Genomic DNA, 20,490 nt, shown 5'->3' on the forward strand with positions numbered 1-20,490 from the left:
GCAGATTAAATTCTGTATTATCTGCGCTAATCAGCGTGATCTGCGGGACATGCATTTTACATATTCCTCCTGTACTGTCCCCCCACTTCAAACAACGCCTTGGTGATCTGCCCCAGGGAGCAAACTTTAGTGGCTTCCATCAGCTCGGCGAAGATGTTCTTGTTCTGGACGGCGGCCTGCTGGATGCGTTCGAGCATTGCTCCGGCCTTGTCGCGCTGGAAGGTTTGAAGGTGACGCAGCATCTTGATCTGGTATTCCTTTTCTTCTGTGGTGGCGCGGATCACTTCTTGTGGTATGATCGTGGGCGATCCCTTCGAGCTCAGGAAAGTATTTACACCAATGATCGGGTATTCACCTGTGTGTTTTAGTGTTTCGTAGTAGAGGCTTTCTTCCTGGATTTTGCCACGCTGATACATCGTTTCCATGGCACCGAGCACGCCGCCACGTTCGGTGATGCGGTCAAACTCGGCAAGCACTGCTTCTTCTACGAGGTCTGTAAGCTCTTCGATGATGAACGATCCCTGCGTGGGGTTTTCATTCTTCGCCAGCCCAAGCTCTTTGTTGATGATCAGCTGAATGGCCATGGCCCGCCGCACCGATTCCTCTGTAGGCGTTGTGATGGCCTCATCGTAAGCGTTAGTGTGAAGCGAGTTGCAGTTGTCATAAATAGCATACAACGCCTGCAGTGTGGTGCGGATGTCGTTGAAGTCTATCTCCTGCGCGTGCAGTGAGCGGCCCGAAGTCTGGATGTGGTATTTCAGCATCTGGCTGCGGGCATTGGCGCCGTATTTATTCTTCATGGCCTTGGCCCACAATCTTCTCGCCACTCGTCCTATCACAGCATACTCAGGGTCTATTCCGTTGCTGAAGAAGAATGAAAGGTTCGGCGCAAAGTCGTTAATGTCCATGCCGCGGCTCAGGTAATATTCCACGTAAGTGAAGCCGTTGGCCAGTGTGAAGGCCAGCTGCGTGATGGGGTTGGCGCCCGCTTCGGCAATGTGATAACCCGAGATGGATACAGAATAGAAATTTCTAATGTCCTTGTCGATAAAGTACTGCTGCACATCACCCATCAGGCGCAGCGCGAATTCCGTGGAGAAGATGCAGGTGTTCTGAGCCTGGTCTTCTTTGAGAATGTCGGCCTGCACGGTGCCGCGTACTTGTGATAGTGTTTCAGTTTTGATCTTTTCATAAACATCCTTCGGCAGCACCTGGTCGCCGGTAACACCCAGAAGCATCAGGCCAAGGCCATCGTTACCTTTTGGCAAATTGCCCTGGTAGGAGGGATGCTCGCCTTCATGGTCTTTGTAGATCTCGGCGATCTTTTTCTTTACTTCCGCTTCGAGGCCGTTCTTCTTGATGTAGAGCTCGCATTGCTGATCGATGGCCGCGTTCATGAAGTATCCCAGCAGCATGGGCGCAGGGCCGTTGATGGTCATGGATACAGAAGTTTTCGGGTCGGCCAGGTTGAAGCCGCTGTACAACTTCTTGGCATCGTCGAGGCAGCAGATGCTCACACCCGAGTTGCCGATCTTGCCATAGATATCCGGGCGATAATCAGGATCGTTGCCGTATAACGTTACCGAATCGAAAGCGGTAGACAATCGTTTGGCCGGCATGGCCAGGCTCACATAATGGAAACGCCTGTTGGTTCTTTCAGGACCACCTTCACCCGCAAACATACGGGTAGGGTCTTCGCCTTCACGTTTAAAGGGATAGATTCCTGCCGTGTATGGGAACTCGCCGGGCACATTCTCTTGCAGACTCCACTGCAGCAGGTCACCCCACGCTTCGTATTTCGGAAGCGCTACTTTGGGTATCTGGAGGTGCGAGAGTGACTCCGTATGTGTTTTGATGCCGATCTCCTTATCGCGTACCTTGAATTTGAATAATGGTTCCTTGTATTTCTTTACTGTCAACACCCATTCTTCTATCAGCTTCCAGTTTTTCGGGTCGAGGTTGAGCTTCACTTTTTCGTATTGTTCTTGCAGGCCTTTGATAAGCCGGTCCTTGTCTTCAATCGAAGAGGCTTTCAATGAAGCGATCGATTTTTCTAGGGCATAAAGCTGCTGCGCTATCTCTTTCTGCTCGGTTGTCCAGGTGTCATATTTTCTGTTGTTCTCCGAGATCTCGCTCAGGTAGCGGGTGCGGTGTGGAGGGATCACAAAAATTTTCTCCGACATCTCGCGCGTGATCTCGAAGGTCGAGCGCAGGTTGGCGCCAGTCTTCTCTGCAACTTTGTCGATCACCTGCTTGTAGAGCTGGTTGGTGCCGGGGTCGTTGAACTGCGAGGCAATGGTTCCAAATACCGGCATATCTTCAACCTTGCTGGTCCAGAGCTGGTGGTTGCGCTGAAATTGTTTTTTTACATCACGCAGGGCATCGAGGGCGCCTCGCTTGTCGAACTTGTTCAGCGCTATCACGTCGGCAAAGTCGAGCATGTCGATCTTTTCCAGTTGCGTGGCGGCGCCATATTCCGGGGTCATCACATACAGCGATACGTTGCTGTGGTCCAGGATCTCGGTGTCGCTCTGTCCGATGCCCGAGGTTTCCAGTATGATGAGGTCGAAGCCTGCAGCCTTCAGGATCATCACCGCTTCTTTCACATAGGCCGACAGCGCCAGGTTGCTTTGTCTGGTGGCCAGTGAACGCATGTACACCCTGGGATTGTTAATGGCATTCATCCGGATGCGGTCACCCAGCAATGCGCCACCCGTTTTGCGTTTGGAAGGATCAACGGAGATGATGCCGATCTTTTTGTCTTTGAAGTCAATGAGAAAACGTCTCACCATCTCATCCACAATAGAAGATTTTCCTGCGCCACCTGTACCTGTAATACCCAGCACAGGTGTTTGAGAGGCTTCCGCTTTTTTCTTTACAGCTTCGAAGATCTTTTGATGTTTGTCGTAATAGTTCTCTGCTGCGGAGATCAGCTGTGCAATGGCCAGGGGATTGTCAGTGGTCAGCGCATTGATGTCAGCAATCACTTCTTCGCCGGTAGGCACATCACTTTTTTCTACCAGGTCGTTGATCATACCCTGCAGACCCAAGGCCCTGCCATCGTCAGGCGAGTAAATGCGGGTGATGCCGTAGTCCATCAGCTCTCTGATCTCTTCAGGCAATATCACACCGCCACCGCCGCCAAAGATCTTGATGTGGCCTGCGCCTTTCTCCTGCAGCAGGTCATACATATATTTAAAGTACTCGTTATGCCCGCCCTGGTAGCTGGTCATGGCAATGGCTTGCGCATCTTCCTGGATGGCCGTGTTCACCACCTCTTCCACGCTGCGGTCATGCCCCAGGTGTATCACCTCGCAGCCGGTAGCCTGGATGATCCTTCGCATGATGTTGATCGCTGCATCGTGCCCATCAAAAAGGCTGGCGGCCGTCACGATCCGCACCTTGTTTTTCGGCTTATAGGGTGCCGGAGCCTTATGCCCACTCAGGTCAGGCTGTTTTTCCTTCTTTTCTGCGCTAACGGTCTGTGTACTCATATTTTGATCTTAAAAACCCATCCATTTTATGGACGAAAGCCCAAAATTACTCATCCGAAACCGATTAAGCTAACACTTATTAGGATGAATGTGTCCATCGCTCCCATTACCATTCCCTTCCCACTCCTGCGCGCAAGTCCACAGTCCACGGTCCACAGTCCACTGCCGTGCAGCGTGGTGCAACTAATCGTACTTCGTATCCCGACAACCCTCCCGACGTACCTCGTACTTCGTACCCCGTACCTTTACACTTCTCCCTTCGCCCGCCGTAGCTTTAGCGAAGGAGGGTTCTTATCTTGCTCCCCATGTTCCTTAAAAAACTCGCCCGCTTTATTCTCATCACCCTCGTGGCATTGATTGCAACGCTTGTCATCTTCCTCGCTTTCTCGCTCGCGCCTGTTGACCGCACTCCGGCCCAGGAAGAGGAATATTATCGTGTAATGAAGCAGGACCTTGATTCACTTCGTAATGTGGTGATACCAAAAGCCACTGAAGGTTTTTCAGTAGGTTATGCCAAAGTGAACCTGACCCCTTCGTCGCCGGTGCCGCTGGCGGGTTACGGAAACCGGAGGGGCAAGCCGTTCACCGAAGTGCATGATTCCATTTATGTACGCGCCATGGTCATCGGCAATGGCGCACAGCGCGTAGCCGTTGTCAGCGCTGACCTGCTGCTGATCCCGCCCGCGGTAAATGAACAATTGAAGAACAGACTCGCCGTGGTAGGTTTCAGTCCCGATCAGGTTTACCTCGGTGCCACGCATACGCACAACAGCATCGGCAGCTGGGGCAAGGGAGCAGCGCGTTTTATCTATGGACCTTACCAGGATGAGATTGTCAATTTTATCACCGATAAGATCGTGGCCTGTGTTGAGAAGGCATCAGAAAATATAGTGGCGGCATCGTTACGCACAGGGGCAATACCCGTAGCCCAGGCGGTGAGCAATCGCCTGCTGAAGGGCGGTCCAGAAGATTCATTGCTCCGGGTGATGGAAGTACGCCGCAACGATAGCAGCAAACTTCTGCTCATGAGCTACACAGCACACGCCACATGCCTGTACTCGAAAGACCTCGCGCTCTCCCGCGATTACCCCGGCCCGCTGGTAGATACCCTCGAAGCGCAGGGTTACGACTTCGCTATGTTCATGGCCGGCGCGGTGGGAAGTCACAAGTGTACACCACCCGAGTACGGATGGAATTGTATGGACTGGATGGCCGGTGAGCTGTCGCAGGCATTTCTGTCGCAGCGCCATCAGCTGAAAGCGGTACACGATTCAACCCTTTTCATGCTGCGTGTACCCTTGCTGTTGAGCGATCCGCAAGTGAAGATCACACCCGATTGGAAGATCCGCCCGTGGTTATTCCGCGCTGCCCTCGGAGAATATCCTGTGTCGCTCACCGCCCTTCGCATCGGCGACATCATGATGCTGGGCACACCCTGCGATTTTTCCGGTGAGTTCAACTTTGCGCTGGACCCCATCGCCTCCAAAAGAGGTTTACAGATCATGGTGACAAGTTTCAACGGAGGTTATATTGGTTATGTCACGCCCGGCAAATACTATGACCGTAAATATTTCGAAACGCAGCTGATGAACTGGTACGCTCCGGGTACGGGAGAGTATATGGAAGAGTGTATGGAGCAATTGGTGGAGATTGTCGATAAATAAGAATGGAATGATGGCGTTGCCTCGTGCCTCGGCCGGGCTATCCGCTGCAAGGGAATCACGTGCGGGACGCGAGGGGCTCACACCCCACGCTAATGTATTCCGCCCTTCCAGGGCTGCGCTTGGTTTATGATCCAGTACATAATCGTAGCTCCTCGCCCCAACTAGTGCGGAAGTTTCTTCCGGCGCTTTTTAAAAATCTATTTCGTAGTATGACCTCTCCGGGAACTTAGTTCCCCGACCGTTTTCACGTAAATTCACTACCTTCATCTCGTCTGAGATCATCTTGACCCCACTCAAAAAAAAAGGCCCCATGAACCGGAACTTCTATCGCTTAAGCATCTTCGTTACCGCGCTCTACATTGCCATCACTTTTTTTCAGGCCATCATTCAATCGCGGCAAGGCCTGAAAATGTTATACCTCAAGGCATTTGTGCCGTGGTTCTTTCTAGCGGTCATTATGAATTTTGCTGGCTCGGTCATTCTTGCGCGCTATTACCAGCACAAAAAATACAAAGCTGCTTTTTCAACGGTGGTGGCTGTAGCCATCATATCCATTTTTTATTTTATCGTTGCATATCATGTAGTCACTGGCAATGCGCTGGCCGCCCATTATACTGCAGCCTACCAGTTGATGCTGCTCGCGGCCATGGCCCATGCGATAGTTCTTGTATTTTCAAAGGCCAGGGAAAGAATCTGGTTAAAAGCAGCCGGTATGTTCGGGCTTATTCTCGCAGTGACCCAACTTTCATTTTTTTGGGCCATTATGAGCTCGCAATCGTTTCAGCTTAGGCATACGTTGGGAGAAGTGCAACAATGGGTAGCGGTGGTGGGTAGTTTGGGCCTGGTGCTATACATCAAGAATTTCCGGGACGAACTCAATGCCATGGAAACGGAAAAAAGCGAGGTTACCCCGTACCTGCTTTCCAACACGGTAACGGTCTTCACCATGATGGTGGTTTTTGCAGCAACCCTTTTTCTTAGCTTCAATCTGGCAACCGATAAGCGCAAGGCCAGGCTGGCGCAGAACAGGCCTGCCTCTCCCGAAGCCGAGCGGTTAGCGCTACGGTTTGAAGCCAGGGTCTATGTAAATGCCCAGGGCGATACATTACCTTACCGGCTGATGAAGCCATTGAATTATGATCCCCTGCAAAAATATCCGCTCATGGTGTGCCTGCATCACGGTGGAGCACATGGAACAGATAATGTCATCCAGGTCGAAGGCGGCGGCTATGCGCAGGTATTGTCAGACGACGCATACAGAGCAAAGTATCCCGCATTTATATTTGTTCCGCAATGCCCGGTAGGCTCCTCGTGGGGTGGTATAACCCAGCTTCCGGAAATAATGCCGTTGGTAATTGAAGCCATGGCAACGCTGGAGAAAGAATTTTCCATCGATGAAAAACGGCGTTATGTTGCGGGCATTTCCGGTGGTGGTTTCGGATCATGGCATTTTATCGCAAAGCACCCTGAGATGTTTGCCGCGGCCATACCTATCTGCGGTGGTGCTGATCCTTCACTTGCCAAAAATGTTGTTAACGTGCCGGTGTGGGCATTTCACGGTGACCAGGATCAAAATGTGCCGGTAGGGTTTTCACGTGATATGATCAATGCAATGAGGGATGCCGGCGGCAATCCAAAATACACGGAATTTCCAGGCGAAGGTCATAACATATGGGAAAGCGTCATCCAAACACCAGGTGTACTGGACTGGCTTTTTGAGCAGAAGCGTAAGTAACAGAGCCATCAAATACGGCGCCTCAACTAGCGCGGAAGTTCCCTAGCGCGGGAGTTTCTTCCGGCGCTTTTAAAAACTACTCGGCAGCATGACCTCTCCGGGAACTTAGTTTCCCCACACGCCGCTTCTACATGTAAAGCATGCATTTTTCTTATATTTATTGACTCCGCAACTAGCGCGGAAGTTTCTTCCGGGCGCTTAAAAAAAACTAATTCGTAGCATAACCTCGCCGGGGAACTTAGTTCCCTCACACAAAGCTTCTACCTGCGCGTGTGTTTTTCTTATATTTATTGACCCATAGCAATGCCATGAAATACTTCACCATCAAACCACCCGAACACCTCGCAGCCTATGTGCGATTTTTCTGGGTGCTTGAAGGTGAAGCGTCTTTTGCGCAGCCCTACATCCACCGTTCTATGGCCGACGGTTGTGCCGAGCTCATTTTTCACTACACAGGAATTTTTGACGAGCTGGTAGATGAACGCTCTACTGAAAGATCTTTTTCATCAGGACTTGCCGGACAGTCGCAGCAATTCAGGCGGTTCCTCATCAAACAAAACTTCGGCATCTTTGGCGTCTACTTGTACCCGTTTGCTGTTTCACAACTTTTTTCTGTCCCGGGGGTGGAAGCAAAAAACCAGATGATCGACCTGAAGACATTACTGGGAACTGGCGCAAACGAGCTCGAAGAAAAAATGATGCTGGCCATCGACAACAAGCTGCGCATAAAAATTATAACTGAGTTCCTGACGCGGAGATTGTTCAGGGTAAAGAAACAACCGCCCGGAGTTTTTGAAGCGATCAAATACATCATTCAGACCAACGGAACCACGCGGGTTGAAGATCTTGCAAACCAGAACTTTCAATCTACAAGACAGTTCGAAAGAAACTTCAAGCAGTTCTCAGGCTTCAGTCCGAAGTTGTTCTCGAGAATCATTCGTTTTCAAACGGCGCTGGGTGAATACAATAACAAAGGTAAATCGCTGACCGAGATTGCCTACGCATGCGGGTATTACGATCAGTCACATTTCATACAGGATTTTAAAGAATTCTCTGGTCTCAACCCTAAAGCCTATTTTTCAGGAAAGACCGAAGGCACCGAATGGCGCGACAGTTAAAGATGTCGGGTTTTTCCAATTTTCTGATTTCGTCGCATTACACTTTTGTGCATCGTTAACATTTAACTCCAAAGAAAGATGAAACTGCCAAAAGCACATCAAGTAGTAATGCCGTATCTCATGCTCAACGGTGCATTGAAATTTATCGACTTTGTAAAAACCGTGTTCAATGCCGAGCTCACCACCAACATGCACAGGCTGCGTGAAGATGGCGCAACTGTAATGCACTCGGAAGTGACTATCGGCGGAAGCACCATCATGTTCTCCGATGCCTCAGCGCAATGGCCCGAGCAGACCGCTAACCTGTTTGTATATGTTGAGAGTGCCGACGACACCTATAAAAAAGCGATCGCTTCCGGCGCCATCACCACCATGGAGCTGAGCAACCAGAGCTACGGACGCACCTGTGGTGTAACCGATCCGTTTGGAAATGTGTGGTGGATCACGTCGATCAACAAAGCATAGTGACACAACACAAATGCCTGGGCGTTGCCTCGTGCCTCGGCCGGGCTATCCGCTGCAAGTCCTCCCCCGCGCACAACCCCCGCGGTCCGGGCTTTCCGCTGCTATCCCTAACGCTGGGGGCTTCGATTTGCGACGAACCACCCTTTGAGGGTTTAAAACCCTCAAAGGGTTGAGATGCGTAGGGTGGACCTTGGAACTGTACACCTTTTTTAAAATTTTCATTTTTGGTGTACAAACTATTGCGAAATCCCCGGTCTCATTTGGGGAATAATACCGGTATTAATGCTTCATAATACTGACAATACAGCTACGATACAGCTACCATATACCTACTGGCAGAAAAATCAGGTGTGCCGTAAATTTGTCAGCGGCAAAACGAGGCCGTTTTCGCATATTTTATTTCAGGGCAAGACCGCTTCTCAACTCCAGAAAGGAGAATTGCCAAATTAGATAATCAACCCTTTGAGGGGTTCTAAACCCTCAAAGGGTTGTTGAGAACTCCGACACAAAACGCTTCCGCGGGATGATGGGCATCAAACAGGAAGCCCTCGCCGAGCTGCTGGGTGAAGGCTGGTCGCAGAAGAAGATCTCAACCATAGAAACACGCGAAGTGATAGAACCCGAGCTGCTCGAAGAGCTTGCCCACGCCCTCAAAGTACCCGCCGAAGCCATTAAGAACTTTGATGAGGATAAGGCGATCTATAATATTCAGAATAACTACGAAGGCTCGAATAACCAGGGAGCCAATAACGGAATCAATCACTATCAGTGTACCTTCAATCCCCTCGATGAAATCAAACGGCTGAATGATGAGAACCGGAAGTTGTATGAGGCGCTGCTGAAAGAGAAGGATGAGAAGATAGCGTTGATGCAAAGGATGTTGGAGGGGAAGGGCGCTTAGTTTTCTTTATTCGAAGTCATCTCCACGAGGTTCCGTCACTCAGAGCGGGCATGTGTGTCGGGTTGTGGGTAGCGAAGAATCCCCGGCTAACGGAGTGCATAACAAGATAACAGGCTTTCAAATAACTTACGCAGTAATCCCCCCAACCAGCGCGGAAGTTTCTTCCGGCGCTTTCTAAAAACTAATTCGATAGCAGATCCTCTCCGGGAACTTAGTTCCCAAACTCACTGCAATGCCATTTCCTACACTTTCACAATCTCACCAGAATTTCTATATTGATTCGCATTCAAGTAAAGTAATACTCCTTTGTGACTAAGGCCCCGATCTCCATGAACCCAACAGCCTCTTTGGTGCACTTAGTCTGTCAAACCGCATCCCACAAAAAAAAATAACAATTAGATAAAATGAGTTTCCTCAGCAAGCTATTTGGTAAAAGCCAGCCTGACAATAAAGGCCTGGATACCTCCATGGAAGAAGTTAAAAAAAGCAGGGAAGGTTACGTCAATGTCGGGCAGAGCATTTTTCCTGTCATTAAATCCGAAGACGATCCCAGGATCAAGTTGTCGATGGCTAACAATCCCGTCATGACAGAGAAAATTTCGGATGGAATTGTTTTGTGTTATTTACTCGATATGGGCAATAACTACGAGATGATCTCGAAGAAGCACCTGACGGAATTTGGGTTGACCATTGAAGACATCAAGAAAGTTGCTATCCGTAACCTGGTTAACAAGGTCAACGCCAACTGCAAGATCCAGGTGATGGACTTTTCTGAACAGAACCCCGCGATCAAACCCTTCTATAGTATCCAGATGGATAATAACCTCAATCCGTCCATGATGCTGCTGGATGAGTTCTGGGAGACCAATGCGAAGAACATCGTAAAATCAGATACCATTGCCGTGTCCATACCTGCCAAGAACATCATCTTCTTTTCAGACATGAAGCTGATGGAAAGTTTCAGAACCATGCGGCCCGTTGCCAGTCAGATGTACGACGCGTCGGTTCCTGACGGGATCCAGCTCACCAAGAATACCTACATCAGGAAGAACGGCAAATGGATCCTGTTCCTGGATACCCCTGAGCAGATGGAAGAGCTGTGGTAGCATCGCAATCCTAAACCCTCAAAGGGTTTGGTGCATTATCAAGTATATTTGACGTGATGAAGAAAAGTTTAGTCGTTCCATATTTTCCGGTCGTACTGGTGTTTCTTTCACCATGCCTCCTGATCTTTGGCGTTTACCTGATCTTTAGCGCAATTATATTATGGGGATTCGTTGTGATCCTGGCGGGAAGCATTTTTTTGACAACCAGGTATGTCACCGAAATAAACCTGCGCAATAAAACTATTAAGGAGTACTTCGCTTTTTTGGGTTTTGCTTTTGGAGTTAAAGTAAGGCGATTTAAAATGATCGACAGGATTGTCATCACCAAGGACCGTAGTGAATATGTTTCGCGGCGCGGCCCCGCCACGCTTCCTGGCGGTATACCACACAGATATGGATTGTGGGATTTTACGGCTAACCTGGTTTATGATGAAAATATTGAGTTGGAATTGATGACAAACAGAAATAAAAGAAAGCTTATAAGGGGCGTAAAAGAATTGGCTCTTTTTTTAAGAATCAAAATAGAGGATCAATCCGTGACACAACCTTACATACTAGATCCTGTTGATGTGCTCTAGTAAACAGTTAAACCCTCCAACTAGCGCGGAAGTTTCTTCCGGCGCTTCTAAAAAAACTGGTTCGGTAGCAAAGCCTCCACCGGGAACTTAGTTCCCTAACCACCTTCCATCATTCGTACCGCAACGCCTTCACCGGGTTCGCCCGCGCAGATCTCAGTGTATGATAACTGATCGTCACCAACGCTATGATCAACGCCACAACACCACCCAGTAAAAAGAGTAGCGGATTGATCTCCACCCGGTAAGCAAAGCTCTCCAGCCATTGCGTTAGCAGCAAATAAGTCAAGGGACTCGCCAACACAAATGACACCACAATCAGCATTGTAAAATTCTTCGACAGCAACACCGTGATCTGTGTCTCGCTTGCACCCAGCACTTTGCGGATGCCGATCTCTTTCGTTTTGCGTTCGGTGGTGATGGCGGCGAGGCCGAACAATCCCATACAGGAGATGAGAATCGCCAGGGCTGCCATGATCGTTACCACGGAGCTCATTTGCTGGTCGGAGCGATACAATACTTCAAAATGTTCGTCAAGGAACGAATGATTGAAGGGAAAACTGGTTACCTGTTGTTCCCAGATCTTCTTCACGTCAGCTACGGCTTCCTGAACGTTGGCGCCGTCGATCTTTACCGAAAGCTCGTCGTAGCCCCAATCGGGGTGCACTACCATGCTCAGCGTGTTGATCTTGTGGTGAAGCGAGTTGAAATTGAAGTCTTCCGTTACGCCAATGATGGTGCCGAGTGAATCGTTGTGATACCATGCATGACCTGCGCGTGTGCCTACGGTCTCTTTCATACCCAGTTCTTTGGCAAGCGATTCGTTAATGACGAAAGCGAAGCCATTATCGGTAACGTTGTCTTTCGAAAAACCACGGCCCTCCTTCACTTTGATGCCATACACTTTCAGGTAATCGTAATCAACATTCACGTTGCTGGGGGTGATGTTCATCACACCGGTGTCAGCCTTTACCTTGAAGCCCCACTGGTGAAAATTATTTCCGAGGCGCTGGCCCGAGGCGGTGACACCGAGCACATGCCTGCTTTTTAGCAATTCATTCTTTAGCGTTTCAAACTTTTGGTTGGCTTCCTGGTTCATATCTACCAGCAACATCTGATCTTTGTCGAAGCCGATGTCTTTGTTCTTCATGTATGAAAGCTGCTGCACCACAATGAACGTGCTCACGATCATGGCCAGCGCCAGCCCGAACTGCACCACCACGAGGCTGCTCCGGAAGATGGACCTTCCTTCGCCCTTACCGCCTCCTTTCAGTACACGCGCCATGTTAAAGGATGTCATATACAACGAAGGATAGATCCCCGTAAGGAAACCAAGGCCTGCTGTGATCAGCAGCATGAGGCCGATGTTAGCCGGAGCGGAGAATAACCCCATCATCGAAAGCTGGCGACCGATCAGTCCGTTGAGCAACGGAACGAAGAGCAGGTCCAGCACAACGGCCAGCACCAGCGCAAACAACGCCAGCAGTGTTGACTCGAAGATGAACTGTATGAACAGCTGCAGTTTTTTAGCACCCACAGATTTCCTTACGCCGATCTCCTTCCAGCGATGGGAGGCGCGGGCGGTGGTCAGGTTCATAAAGTTCACGGCCGCGATCAGCAGGATGAAGATTCCTACAACAGTAAACACGTCCAGATACTTACCGTTGAACTTGCGGTAGTTGTTGTAATCATGTTCTATATCGGTGGAGGCAAGGTGAACCTCGTCGAGGCGCTGCAGGAACAACACGTAACGTTTGTTGATCTCGGGGTCATCCATATGCCGGCGCAGGAAGGCGGGAAACTTCTCTTCCAGAGCCTTGATGTTGACGTTGGGCTGAAGTACAAAATAGGTGTTGAGAAAATTCGATCCCCAGCGGTCGTTGAAGTCCGGCCTTTCGCGGATGCGGCTGGCCATCGACCTCAGAATGTCGAACTGCAGGTGGGAGGTTTCCGGAACATTTTTCAAGATGCCCGTGATCTTGTGGTCCTGGCCTTCGAGCCTCAGCGTATTGTTCATGGCTTCGTTCGTATCCTTGAAGAACTTCAGCGCGGTTTCTTCTGTGATGGCGATGCAGTAGGGCTCATCCAGCAGCGTATTGCGGTCTCCCTGGAGAAGGGCAAAGTCAAAAACGTCGAGAAAGGTGCTGTCGACCGTGGCTACGTTGTCGATCAGGAAGCGGTCTTCATTTTTTTCAACAAGCTGCTTGCTGCCGTTCCAGAAGCGTGTATACGTCTCCACCTCAGGAAATTCCGCTTTGATGTTTGGGCCCATGCCCGGCATGGAGAGCGCAACCTTCTGAAGGTTGGTGCCCGTGAAATTCTGCACTTCATCCAGCCGGTAGATGTTCTGACTCTTACTATGGAAGGCGTCAAAGCTCCGTTCATCGGCAATGAACAGGTAGATGGCCATGCAGCACGCCAGCCCGATGGCAAGGCTGAAGATGTTGATGAAGGCGTACAGCGGACTTTGCCGGATATTGCGCCACGCGATGGAGAAATAGTTTTTGATCATAGGAGAGACGTTGATTGAGGGAATACTTACTATCGAACCGATGGTTACCCTAATTTACATAATATTAGCCTCCGTATTGTTTCCCGCAGATTCCGCAGATTATCGCAGAAGCCTTGGCGTTAAAAATCTGCGCAAATCTGCGAGATCAGCGGGAACAAATGCTGCTTCGTATTAGGGGACACTGCTCCATTTAGAGTCTATTGAAAAAATAACTTGGATATGCCGGAAATTTCCGGTTTTTTAATGATTCGTTGAATCAAAACCAACCTTGGAACGAAGCTAAATCCATACAGAAATACATGAAGATAGACGCTCAGGTTACACCGGAATCGCTCCGGCAGCAGATTGATCAGTTCTGGAAGGTATCAGGACAAAAAATACTGGCCATAGAGAAAAATTTTGATACGAAGCAGGGCGCCCCTGTCTTCACCGTCAACGGCAGGTACACCACCCGGGGATGGACGGAATGGACCCAAGGGTTTCAGTATGGATCGGCCATCCTTCAGTTCGATGCCACGGGCGATACGCAGTTCCTGGAGATCGGCCGGAAGAACACCGTTGAAAAAATGGCGCCGCATATCACCCACGAAGGCGTTCACGACCATGGATTCAACAACGCAAGCACCTATGGCAACCTGCTGAGGCTGATCCGTGAAGGCAAAGTGCAGGCCGATGAATGGGAAAAGAATTTTTACGAGCTCGCCCTGAAGAGCAGTGGCGCCGTGCAGGCCATGCGCTGGACCCCGATCAAAGACGGTGGCTATATCTATTCATTCAACGGCCCGCATTCATTGTTTGTCGATACCGTTCGGTCGTGCCGCATCGTTATGCTGAGTCATGCGCTCGGTCACATGTTGGGTGGCGAGAACGATGTGAAGATCAGCCTGCTGGAGCGTGCTGTGAAACACCTGATAGCCACCGCGCGCTATTCCGTGTTCTATGGCGAGGGCCGCGACCATTACGACATCTCCGGCAGAACAGCCCACGAATGTATCTTCAATATCAACGATGGCAACTACCGCTGTCCCAATTCACAGCAGGGTTTCAGTGGCTTCACCACCTGGACCCGTGGACTCGCCTGGGCCATGTGCGGTTTTGCCGAAGAGCTCGAGTTCCTCGAAACCATCAGCGCTGATGAGCTGAAGCCCCTGATCGGCAAAGACGAGCTGGTAAAAATATTGCTGAAGGCTGCCAGGGCAACGTCAGACTTTTACATCAGGAACACGGCCACCGATGGCATACCTTACTGGGATACCGGTGCCCCGGGATTGGTGAACCTCGGCGACTACCTCAACAAGACTTCAGATCCCTACAACGAACATGAGCCGGTCGATAGCTCCGCCGCTGCCATCGCCGCGCAAGGATTGCTCCGCCTCGGAAATTATTTACAGAAGAAGAACGACGCCAGTGCAGCCCAATATACCCAGGCCGGCCTGAACGTGGCCAAGACCCTCCTAACCGAACCGTATTTATCAACCCGGACAGACCATGAAGGTTTGCTCCTCCATTCTGTCTATCATCGTCCGAACGGCTGGGACAACATCCCCAAAGGCCGCAAAGTACCCTGCGACGAATCAAGCATGTGGGGGGATTACCATGTGCGGGAATTGATGTTGTATATTTTGCGATTGATTAAGAAGGAGAAGTATTATACGTTCTTTAATTGTTCGAGGTAAAAAAGAAGCCAGAAGTCAGGAGCCAGGAGTCAGAAGAGTAGGAGTAATCTCGAGAGAGACTGCTACGGAAAAATAGAATTGGAATGAGGTACGCTACAAATATACTTTGCGTCCTTTGCGCTCTCTTGGCGCCCTTTGCGTGAAATGCATTTTAACCCATGAGCACCAAACATAAACCTAAATACAAACGTGTTGCCCAGCTGAAAACGGCGGGTGATCTGAAGGCCTATCTTCAATCGCTGAATGTAGACCTGCCCCTGGATGAAACGCTTATGGCACCGGAGCAATCACCGTTTCATAAAACATTTAAGCTTAACTCGGGCAGAGTTGTCGGGAACCGTTTCAGCATCCTGCCGATGGAAGGCTGGGATGGCACTGCTGACGGCCGGCCCACTGACTTTACAAAAAGGCGATGGAAAAATTTTGCCATCAGCGGTGCAAAATTATTGTGGGGATGTGAAGCAGTGGCCGTGGCCCATGAAGGACGGGCGAATCCCAACCAGTTGCTCATTCATAAGAACAACCTCGACGAATACAAGAAGCTCCTTGACCTTCTTTATGTCAATCACCAGGAGCGGTTCGGCAAAACCGACGATCTCGTGATAGGCCTTCAGCTGACTCACTCGGGCCGGTTCTGCAAGCCCAACGACAAGAAGAAAATGGAGCCGATGATCCTGTACAAGCATCCGTTTCTGAATAAAAAATTCGGACTGGGTGACGACTATCCCGTCATGACAGACGAGTACATCGACAGGCTCATCGAAAGTTTTATCAACGCCTCGGTGATGGCGCAGCAGGCGGGTTATCACTTTGTGGATATCAAACACTGCCATGGATATCTGGGTCACGAGTTCCTGAGCGCCCGCACACGCGAGGGCAGATACGGTGGCAGCTTCGAGAACCGTACGCGTTTTCTTACTTCCATCGTCGATGGTATTAAGAGCGCAGCACCGGGCCTCGAGATCTCGGTACGGCTAAGCGCTTTCGATTGGGTGCCTTTCAAAAAAGGTGACGATAGCATGGGGGTGCCGGAACAATCCAACGGTACCGCTTACAATTATGGTTTTGGCTGCGATAGCTCAGGCACGCATCACGACCTGAGTGAGACCTTCAGGTTCCTGAAGCTTCTCGAATCGCTGGGCATTCAGCTTGTCTGCATCACAGCAGGAAGCCCTTATTACAATCCACACATTCAGCGGCCTGCACTGTTCCCGCCCTCTGACGGATATCAGCCGCCCGAAGATCCGTTTGCAGGTGTGGCGCGACAGCTCCAGGTAACCGCTGAGATCAAAAAGGCATTCCCCGGCCTGGCCATTGTGGGCTCGGCTTACTCATATTTGCAGGAGTGGCTTCCTTACGTTGGGCAAAATGTGCTCAATAATGATATGGCGGATTTTGTTGGTCTTGGCCGCATGGTGTTATCTTACCCCGAGATGCCGGATGATATTCTGCAGGGGCGCACATTGAAACGTGATCAGATCTGCCGCACTTTCTCTGACTGTACCACGGCGCCGAGGAATGGCATGCTGTCGGGATGTTTTCCGCTGGACGACTTTTATAAAGCCCTTCCCGAAGCAGCGCAGTTGAAAGAAATTAAAGCCGAAAAATAATATGAAGAAGGCCGCACTCATCACCGGGGGAAGCAGGGGCATCGGTTACGGCATTGCCGAAGCGCTGGCGAAAGAAGGTTTTAACCTTGCCATCAATGGCGTGAGAGAGGAGAAAGAAGCAACCGCGGCGCTCGACAATCTTAGACAACGGTACAACGCAGAGGTTATCTACTGCCAGGGAAATATCGGTGAGGCCGAAGATCGTACGCGGATCGTTGAAAAAGCTTACGCTCATTTTAGAACGATCAATGTGCTCGTCAACAATGCGGGCATTGCTCCGAAGGTTCGGAACGACATTCTCGCGCTCACCGAAGACGCGTATGACTATCTCATGAACATCAACCTGAAAGGAACGTTCTTCCTCACGCAGGAGGTGGCCAGGCGCATGCGTGCAACCAAACAGGCCGATCCGCATGCCGAAGCGTGTATCATCAGCATTACGTCCATTTCGGCTGAGGTAGCTTCGATCAACCGCGCTGAATATTGCCTGTCGAAAGCAGGCTTGGGTATGATGACCAAGCTGTTTGCTACCGCACTGGGTGAGGTCAATATCCCCGTGTATGAAGTGAGGCCGGGCATCATCGAGACCGACATGACCTCGGGTGTTAAAGAAAAATACGACAAACTTATCGGCGAAGGCCTTACCCTCGAAAAACGGTGGGGGAGACCCGAAGACATCGGCCGGATCGTAGCCGCCCTCGCCCGCGGTGACATACCCTATGCCACTGGCCAGGTGATCTCACCGGATGGTGGAATGGGGGTGCGCAGGCTTTGAACGGTTGCCAGTTACCGGTTGCCAGGTGGCCGGTTGGGGCGCCCCAAGTGTGCCAGGAGTTGTGTTAATATTCTCTTATCCGAGACTAATTCATTAATTAGCTTCGATAGTACGCCCGTTGTCCCGTCACCTTCCTGAACTGGCAACCGGAAACTGGCAACCGGTAACCATTTTTCCGTGTTTTTCATTCGGGGATTCGTTACCTTCCCTGCGTCTATTGATGTAGTCTAATTAAACCATCATCGTCATGGCACAATACAATCTCCAGGTCAATGGAAAAAAAGTTCAGGTGGAGGTATCTCCGGATACGCCCCTGTTGTGGGTATTGCGTGATACCCTCGGAATGACAGGAACGAAGTTCGGATGTGGCATTGCGCAGTGTGGTGCCTGTACCGTTCATCTCAACGATAATGCGGTGCGGTCATGCAGCCTCCCCGTGTCATCGGTGGGAAATAACAAGATCACCACCATCGAAGGCTTGTCTGAGAAAGGAGACCATCCCGTACAGCTTGCCTGGGATGAAGCTGACGTTCCCCAGTGTGGCTATTGCCAGGCTGGCCAGATCATGTCTGCAGCCGCGTTGCTGAAACGCAAACCTCAGCCTACCGACCAGGATATCGATACAGCCATGGCAGGCAACATCTGCCGTTGTGGAACCTATAAACGCATCCGTACTGCCATCCATGCAGCGGCGGCAAAGAAAGGAGGTAAATCATGAGCGCTTCAATCGTTTCAAGAAGATCATTCCTCAAGGTCAGCACACTGGCTGGCGGAGGACTTATGCTGGCCTTCAACGGCCTTGACAAAGTGCTGGCAGGTACAGTAGCAGAAGATGTGTTGTTTGCGCCAAATGCTTATATCAAGATCGCTTCCAATGGCATTGTCACATTGATGGCGACCAACCCGGAGATCGGCCAGGGCGTTAAGACTTCGCTGCCGATGCTGGTGGCCGAAGAGCTCGATGTAGATTGGCAAAAGGTAGTGATCGAACAAGCTCCGCTGGACACCGTGAAGTTCAGCCGGCAGTCGGCGGGCGGCAGTGGCTCGGTCAGAAGTAGTTGGGAACCGTTCCGCAAAGCAGGAGCCGCCGCCAGAAAAATGCTGGTGGATGCAGCAGCCCAGACGTGGAATGTAAGTCCCGATGAATGCGTCACCGAAAACGGTTGGGTGATCCATAAGCCCTCCGGTAAAAAGCTTGAGTATGGCGCGCTCGCCTCGAAGGCATCCGGCATGACAGTTCCCACAGAAGTAACACTCAAGGATCCGAAAGACTACAAGCTCATCGGCAAACGCATCCCCAACGTAGACAATAAAAAGATCGCCACAGGCAAGCAGCCTTTCGGCATTGATACAAAGAGAGAAGGCATGCTGTATGTGATGGTGGCACGTCCCGCGGCGTTTGGCAAAAAGCTGAAGTCGTTCGATGATACAGCAGCCAGGGCGTTGCCGGGTGTGAAGAACGTTGTCAGCTTCGATAACAAGATCGCGGTGCTGGCCACCTCCACTTGGGAAGCGAAGAAAGGTCGCGATGCGTTGAAGATCGAATGGGAAGATGAAGTTGCCCTCGAAAGCACGGCTGAGCACCAGGAAAATCTGAAGAAGCTTACCCAGCAAAAGCATGAGATACCCAAACGTACCGATGGCGATGCAGAGCAGGCGCTGGCAGGTGCAAAGAAAGTGCTGGAGAGCGTTTTCGAAGCGCCCTTCCTGCCGCACGCACCCCTGGAACCGATGAACTTTTTTGCTGACGTACGCGACGACAAGGTGGAGCTGTATGGTTCTACCCAGGTGCCGGCGCGGGTCAGGGCAGAAGTGGCAAAAGCATTGAACATTGGTGAAGATAAGATCAGTGTGGGTGTGTCGCGCATCGGTGGAGGCTTTGGTCGGCGCCTTCAGGCCGATTACGCCATCGAAGCCGCGAAGATCTCACAACTTGCAAAATCGCCCGTGCAGGTGATGTGGACCCGTGAAGATGATATGCAGGGTGGATATTACCGTCCTGCGGGCATGTACCGATATCGCGCGGCCATTGATCAGAACAATGAGCTTTCCGCATGGTATCTCGTGGCGTCGTCAGTGAACCAGGACAACGCATCGCGACAGGATAATTTCCCCGCCGGTGCCATTCCTAACTTCAGGGTTGACAGTCACAGGCTGAACTCTGCTATATCAACAGGGCCGTGGCGTGCGCCCAATCATAACTTCCTCGCATTCTCCGAAGAAAGCTTCTTGGACGAGATCGCCACCGAGCTGAAGAAAGATACCGTGGCGTTCAGGCTCGAGCTGCTGGATCGCGCCAAGAGCAATCCTGCCGGCAAGCTTACTTATGATGTAGACCGTTATAAAGCTGTGATCAAACTGGCTGCAGAAATGGGCAAGTGGGGCACACCAGCAGGCAAAGGTATCTTTAAAGGTTTTGCTTCACACTTTTCATTCGGGAGTTATGCTGCCCAGGTGGCGGAGATCTCCATCACGGGTGGAAAGCTGAAAGTGCACAAGATCTATTGTGCCATCGATTGTGGAAGGGTGATCAACCTCAGCGGTGCAGAAACGCAGGTGGAAGGAGGTATCATCGATGGCCTGGGCCACGCATTATACGGTGAGCTGCTCTTCGAAAAAGGAGCTACCGTTCAGAAGAACTTCAATACTTACAAGCTGATCCGCATGCCCGATGCTCCGGCCATTGAAGTGAGGTTTATCGACAGCAATGAAAATCCGCAAGGTCTTGGAGAGCCAGGACTTCCACCGGTAGCTGCTGCTGTGAACAACGCTATTTTCAATGCTACGGGTCAACGCATCAGAAGACTGCCCTTGTCACTGGCAACGCTGCTCAGCGATCAGGTAGACAGGAACAGGTAA

The 20,490-nt window shown here is 50.7% G+C and carries 13 protein-coding genes and 1 pseudogene; 12 read left to right on the forward strand and 2 right to left on the reverse strand.

Going from position 1 to position 20,490, the window contains the following annotated elements:
- Positions 1 to 56: 56 nt before the first annotated feature.
- Positions 57 to 3,494: a methylmalonyl-CoA mutase family protein gene (locus KK083_RS25070; protein ID WP_254168584.1), complete on the reverse strand. Its 3,438-nt coding sequence runs from the start codon at positions 3,492 to 3,494 to the stop codon at positions 57 to 59.
- Between the two features lie 305 nt (positions 3,495 to 3,799).
- On the opposite strand from KK083_RS25070, the gene KK083_RS25075 reads away from it, so the two are divergent.
- The 7 genes and pseudogenes from KK083_RS25075 (at position 3,800) to KK083_RS25105 (ending at position 11,061) form a co-directional block, all read left to right on the forward strand.
- Positions 3,800 to 5,158: a neutral/alkaline non-lysosomal ceramidase N-terminal domain-containing protein gene (locus KK083_RS25075; protein WP_254168586.1), complete on the forward strand. Its 1,359-nt coding sequence runs from the start codon at positions 3,800 to 3,802 to the stop codon at positions 5,156 to 5,158.
- 310 nt (positions 5,159 to 5,468) lie between these two features.
- A complete protein-coding gene (locus KK083_RS25080) occupies positions 5,469 to 6,893 on the forward strand; it encodes a carboxylesterase family protein (protein ID WP_254168588.1) in 1,425 nt (474 codons plus the stop codon).
- A gap of 308 nt (positions 6,894 to 7,201) precedes the next feature.
- Entirely contained in the window at positions 7,202 to 8,011 is an 810-nt protein-coding gene (locus tag KK083_RS25085; protein ID WP_254168590.1) for a helix-turn-helix domain-containing protein, read from the forward strand.
- A 78-nt stretch (positions 8,012 to 8,089) separates the two neighbouring features.
- Positions 8,090 to 8,476, forward strand: coding sequence for a VOC family protein (locus tag KK083_RS25090; protein WP_254168592.1), 387 nt, complete (start codon positions 8,090 to 8,092; stop codon positions 8,474 to 8,476).
- A 520-nt stretch (positions 8,477 to 8,996) separates the two neighbouring features.
- Positions 8,997 to 9,377 (forward strand): annotated as a pseudogene (locus KK083_RS25095) (helix-turn-helix domain-containing protein); the annotation flags it as partial.
- 404 nt (positions 9,378 to 9,781) lie between these two features.
- Positions 9,782 to 10,483, forward strand: a complete 702-nt coding sequence (locus KK083_RS25100) for a DUF1444 family protein (protein WP_254168596.1) — start codon at positions 9,782 to 9,784, stop codon at positions 10,481 to 10,483.
- A 56-nt stretch (positions 10,484 to 10,539) separates the two neighbouring features.
- Positions 10,540 to 11,061 carry a hypothetical protein gene (locus KK083_RS25105; RefSeq protein ID WP_254168598.1) on the forward strand — a complete coding sequence of 174 codons (522 nt, stop codon included), beginning with the start codon at positions 10,540 to 10,542 and terminating at the stop codon, positions 11,059 to 11,061.
- Positions 11,062 to 11,170: 109 nt separating this feature from the next.
- Here KK083_RS25105 and KK083_RS25110 read toward each other — a convergent pair whose 3' ends face one another.
- Positions 11,171 to 13,570 (reverse strand): ABC transporter permease, encoded by a 2,400-nt coding sequence (locus KK083_RS25110; RefSeq protein ID WP_254168600.1) that lies wholly within the window; start codon positions 13,568 to 13,570, stop codon positions 11,171 to 11,173.
- Positions 13,571 to 13,869: 299 nt separating this feature from the next.
- On the opposite strand from KK083_RS25110, the gene KK083_RS25115 reads away from it, so the two are divergent.
- The 5 genes from KK083_RS25115 to KK083_RS25135 all read left to right on the forward strand — a co-directional run bounded on the left by KK083_RS25115 (position 13,870) and on the right by KK083_RS25135 (position 20,490).
- Positions 13,870 to 15,246: a glycosyl hydrolase gene (locus tag KK083_RS25115; RefSeq protein WP_254168602.1), complete on the forward strand. Its 1,377-nt coding sequence runs from the start codon at positions 13,870 to 13,872 to the stop codon at positions 15,244 to 15,246.
- A 158-nt stretch (positions 15,247 to 15,404) separates the two neighbouring features.
- Positions 15,405 to 16,856 (forward strand): oxidoreductase, encoded by a 1,452-nt coding sequence (locus tag KK083_RS25120; RefSeq protein WP_254168604.1) that lies wholly within the window; start codon positions 15,405 to 15,407, stop codon positions 16,854 to 16,856.
- 1 nt (position 16,857) lies between these two features.
- Positions 16,858 to 17,631, forward strand: coding sequence for a 3-ketoacyl-ACP reductase (locus tag KK083_RS25125; protein WP_254168606.1), 774 nt, complete (start codon positions 16,858 to 16,860; stop codon positions 17,629 to 17,631).
- Positions 17,632 to 17,878: 247 nt separating this feature from the next.
- Positions 17,879 to 18,349, forward strand: a complete 471-nt coding sequence (locus KK083_RS25130; protein ID WP_254168608.1) for a (2Fe-2S)-binding protein — start codon at positions 17,879 to 17,881, stop codon at positions 18,347 to 18,349.
- Positions 18,346 to 20,490 (forward strand): xanthine dehydrogenase family protein molybdopterin-binding subunit, encoded by a 2,145-nt coding sequence (locus tag KK083_RS25135; protein ID WP_254168610.1) that lies wholly within the window; start codon positions 18,346 to 18,348, stop codon positions 20,488 to 20,490. The genes KK083_RS25130 and KK083_RS25135 overlap by 4 nt, the downstream gene beginning before the upstream one ends.

Origin of the sequence: Chryseosolibacter histidinae (assembly GCF_018598225.1) — a bacterium.
GTDB classification, from domain to species: domain Bacteria; phylum Bacteroidota; class Bacteroidia; order Cytophagales; family Cyclobacteriaceae; genus Chryseosolibacter; species Chryseosolibacter histidini.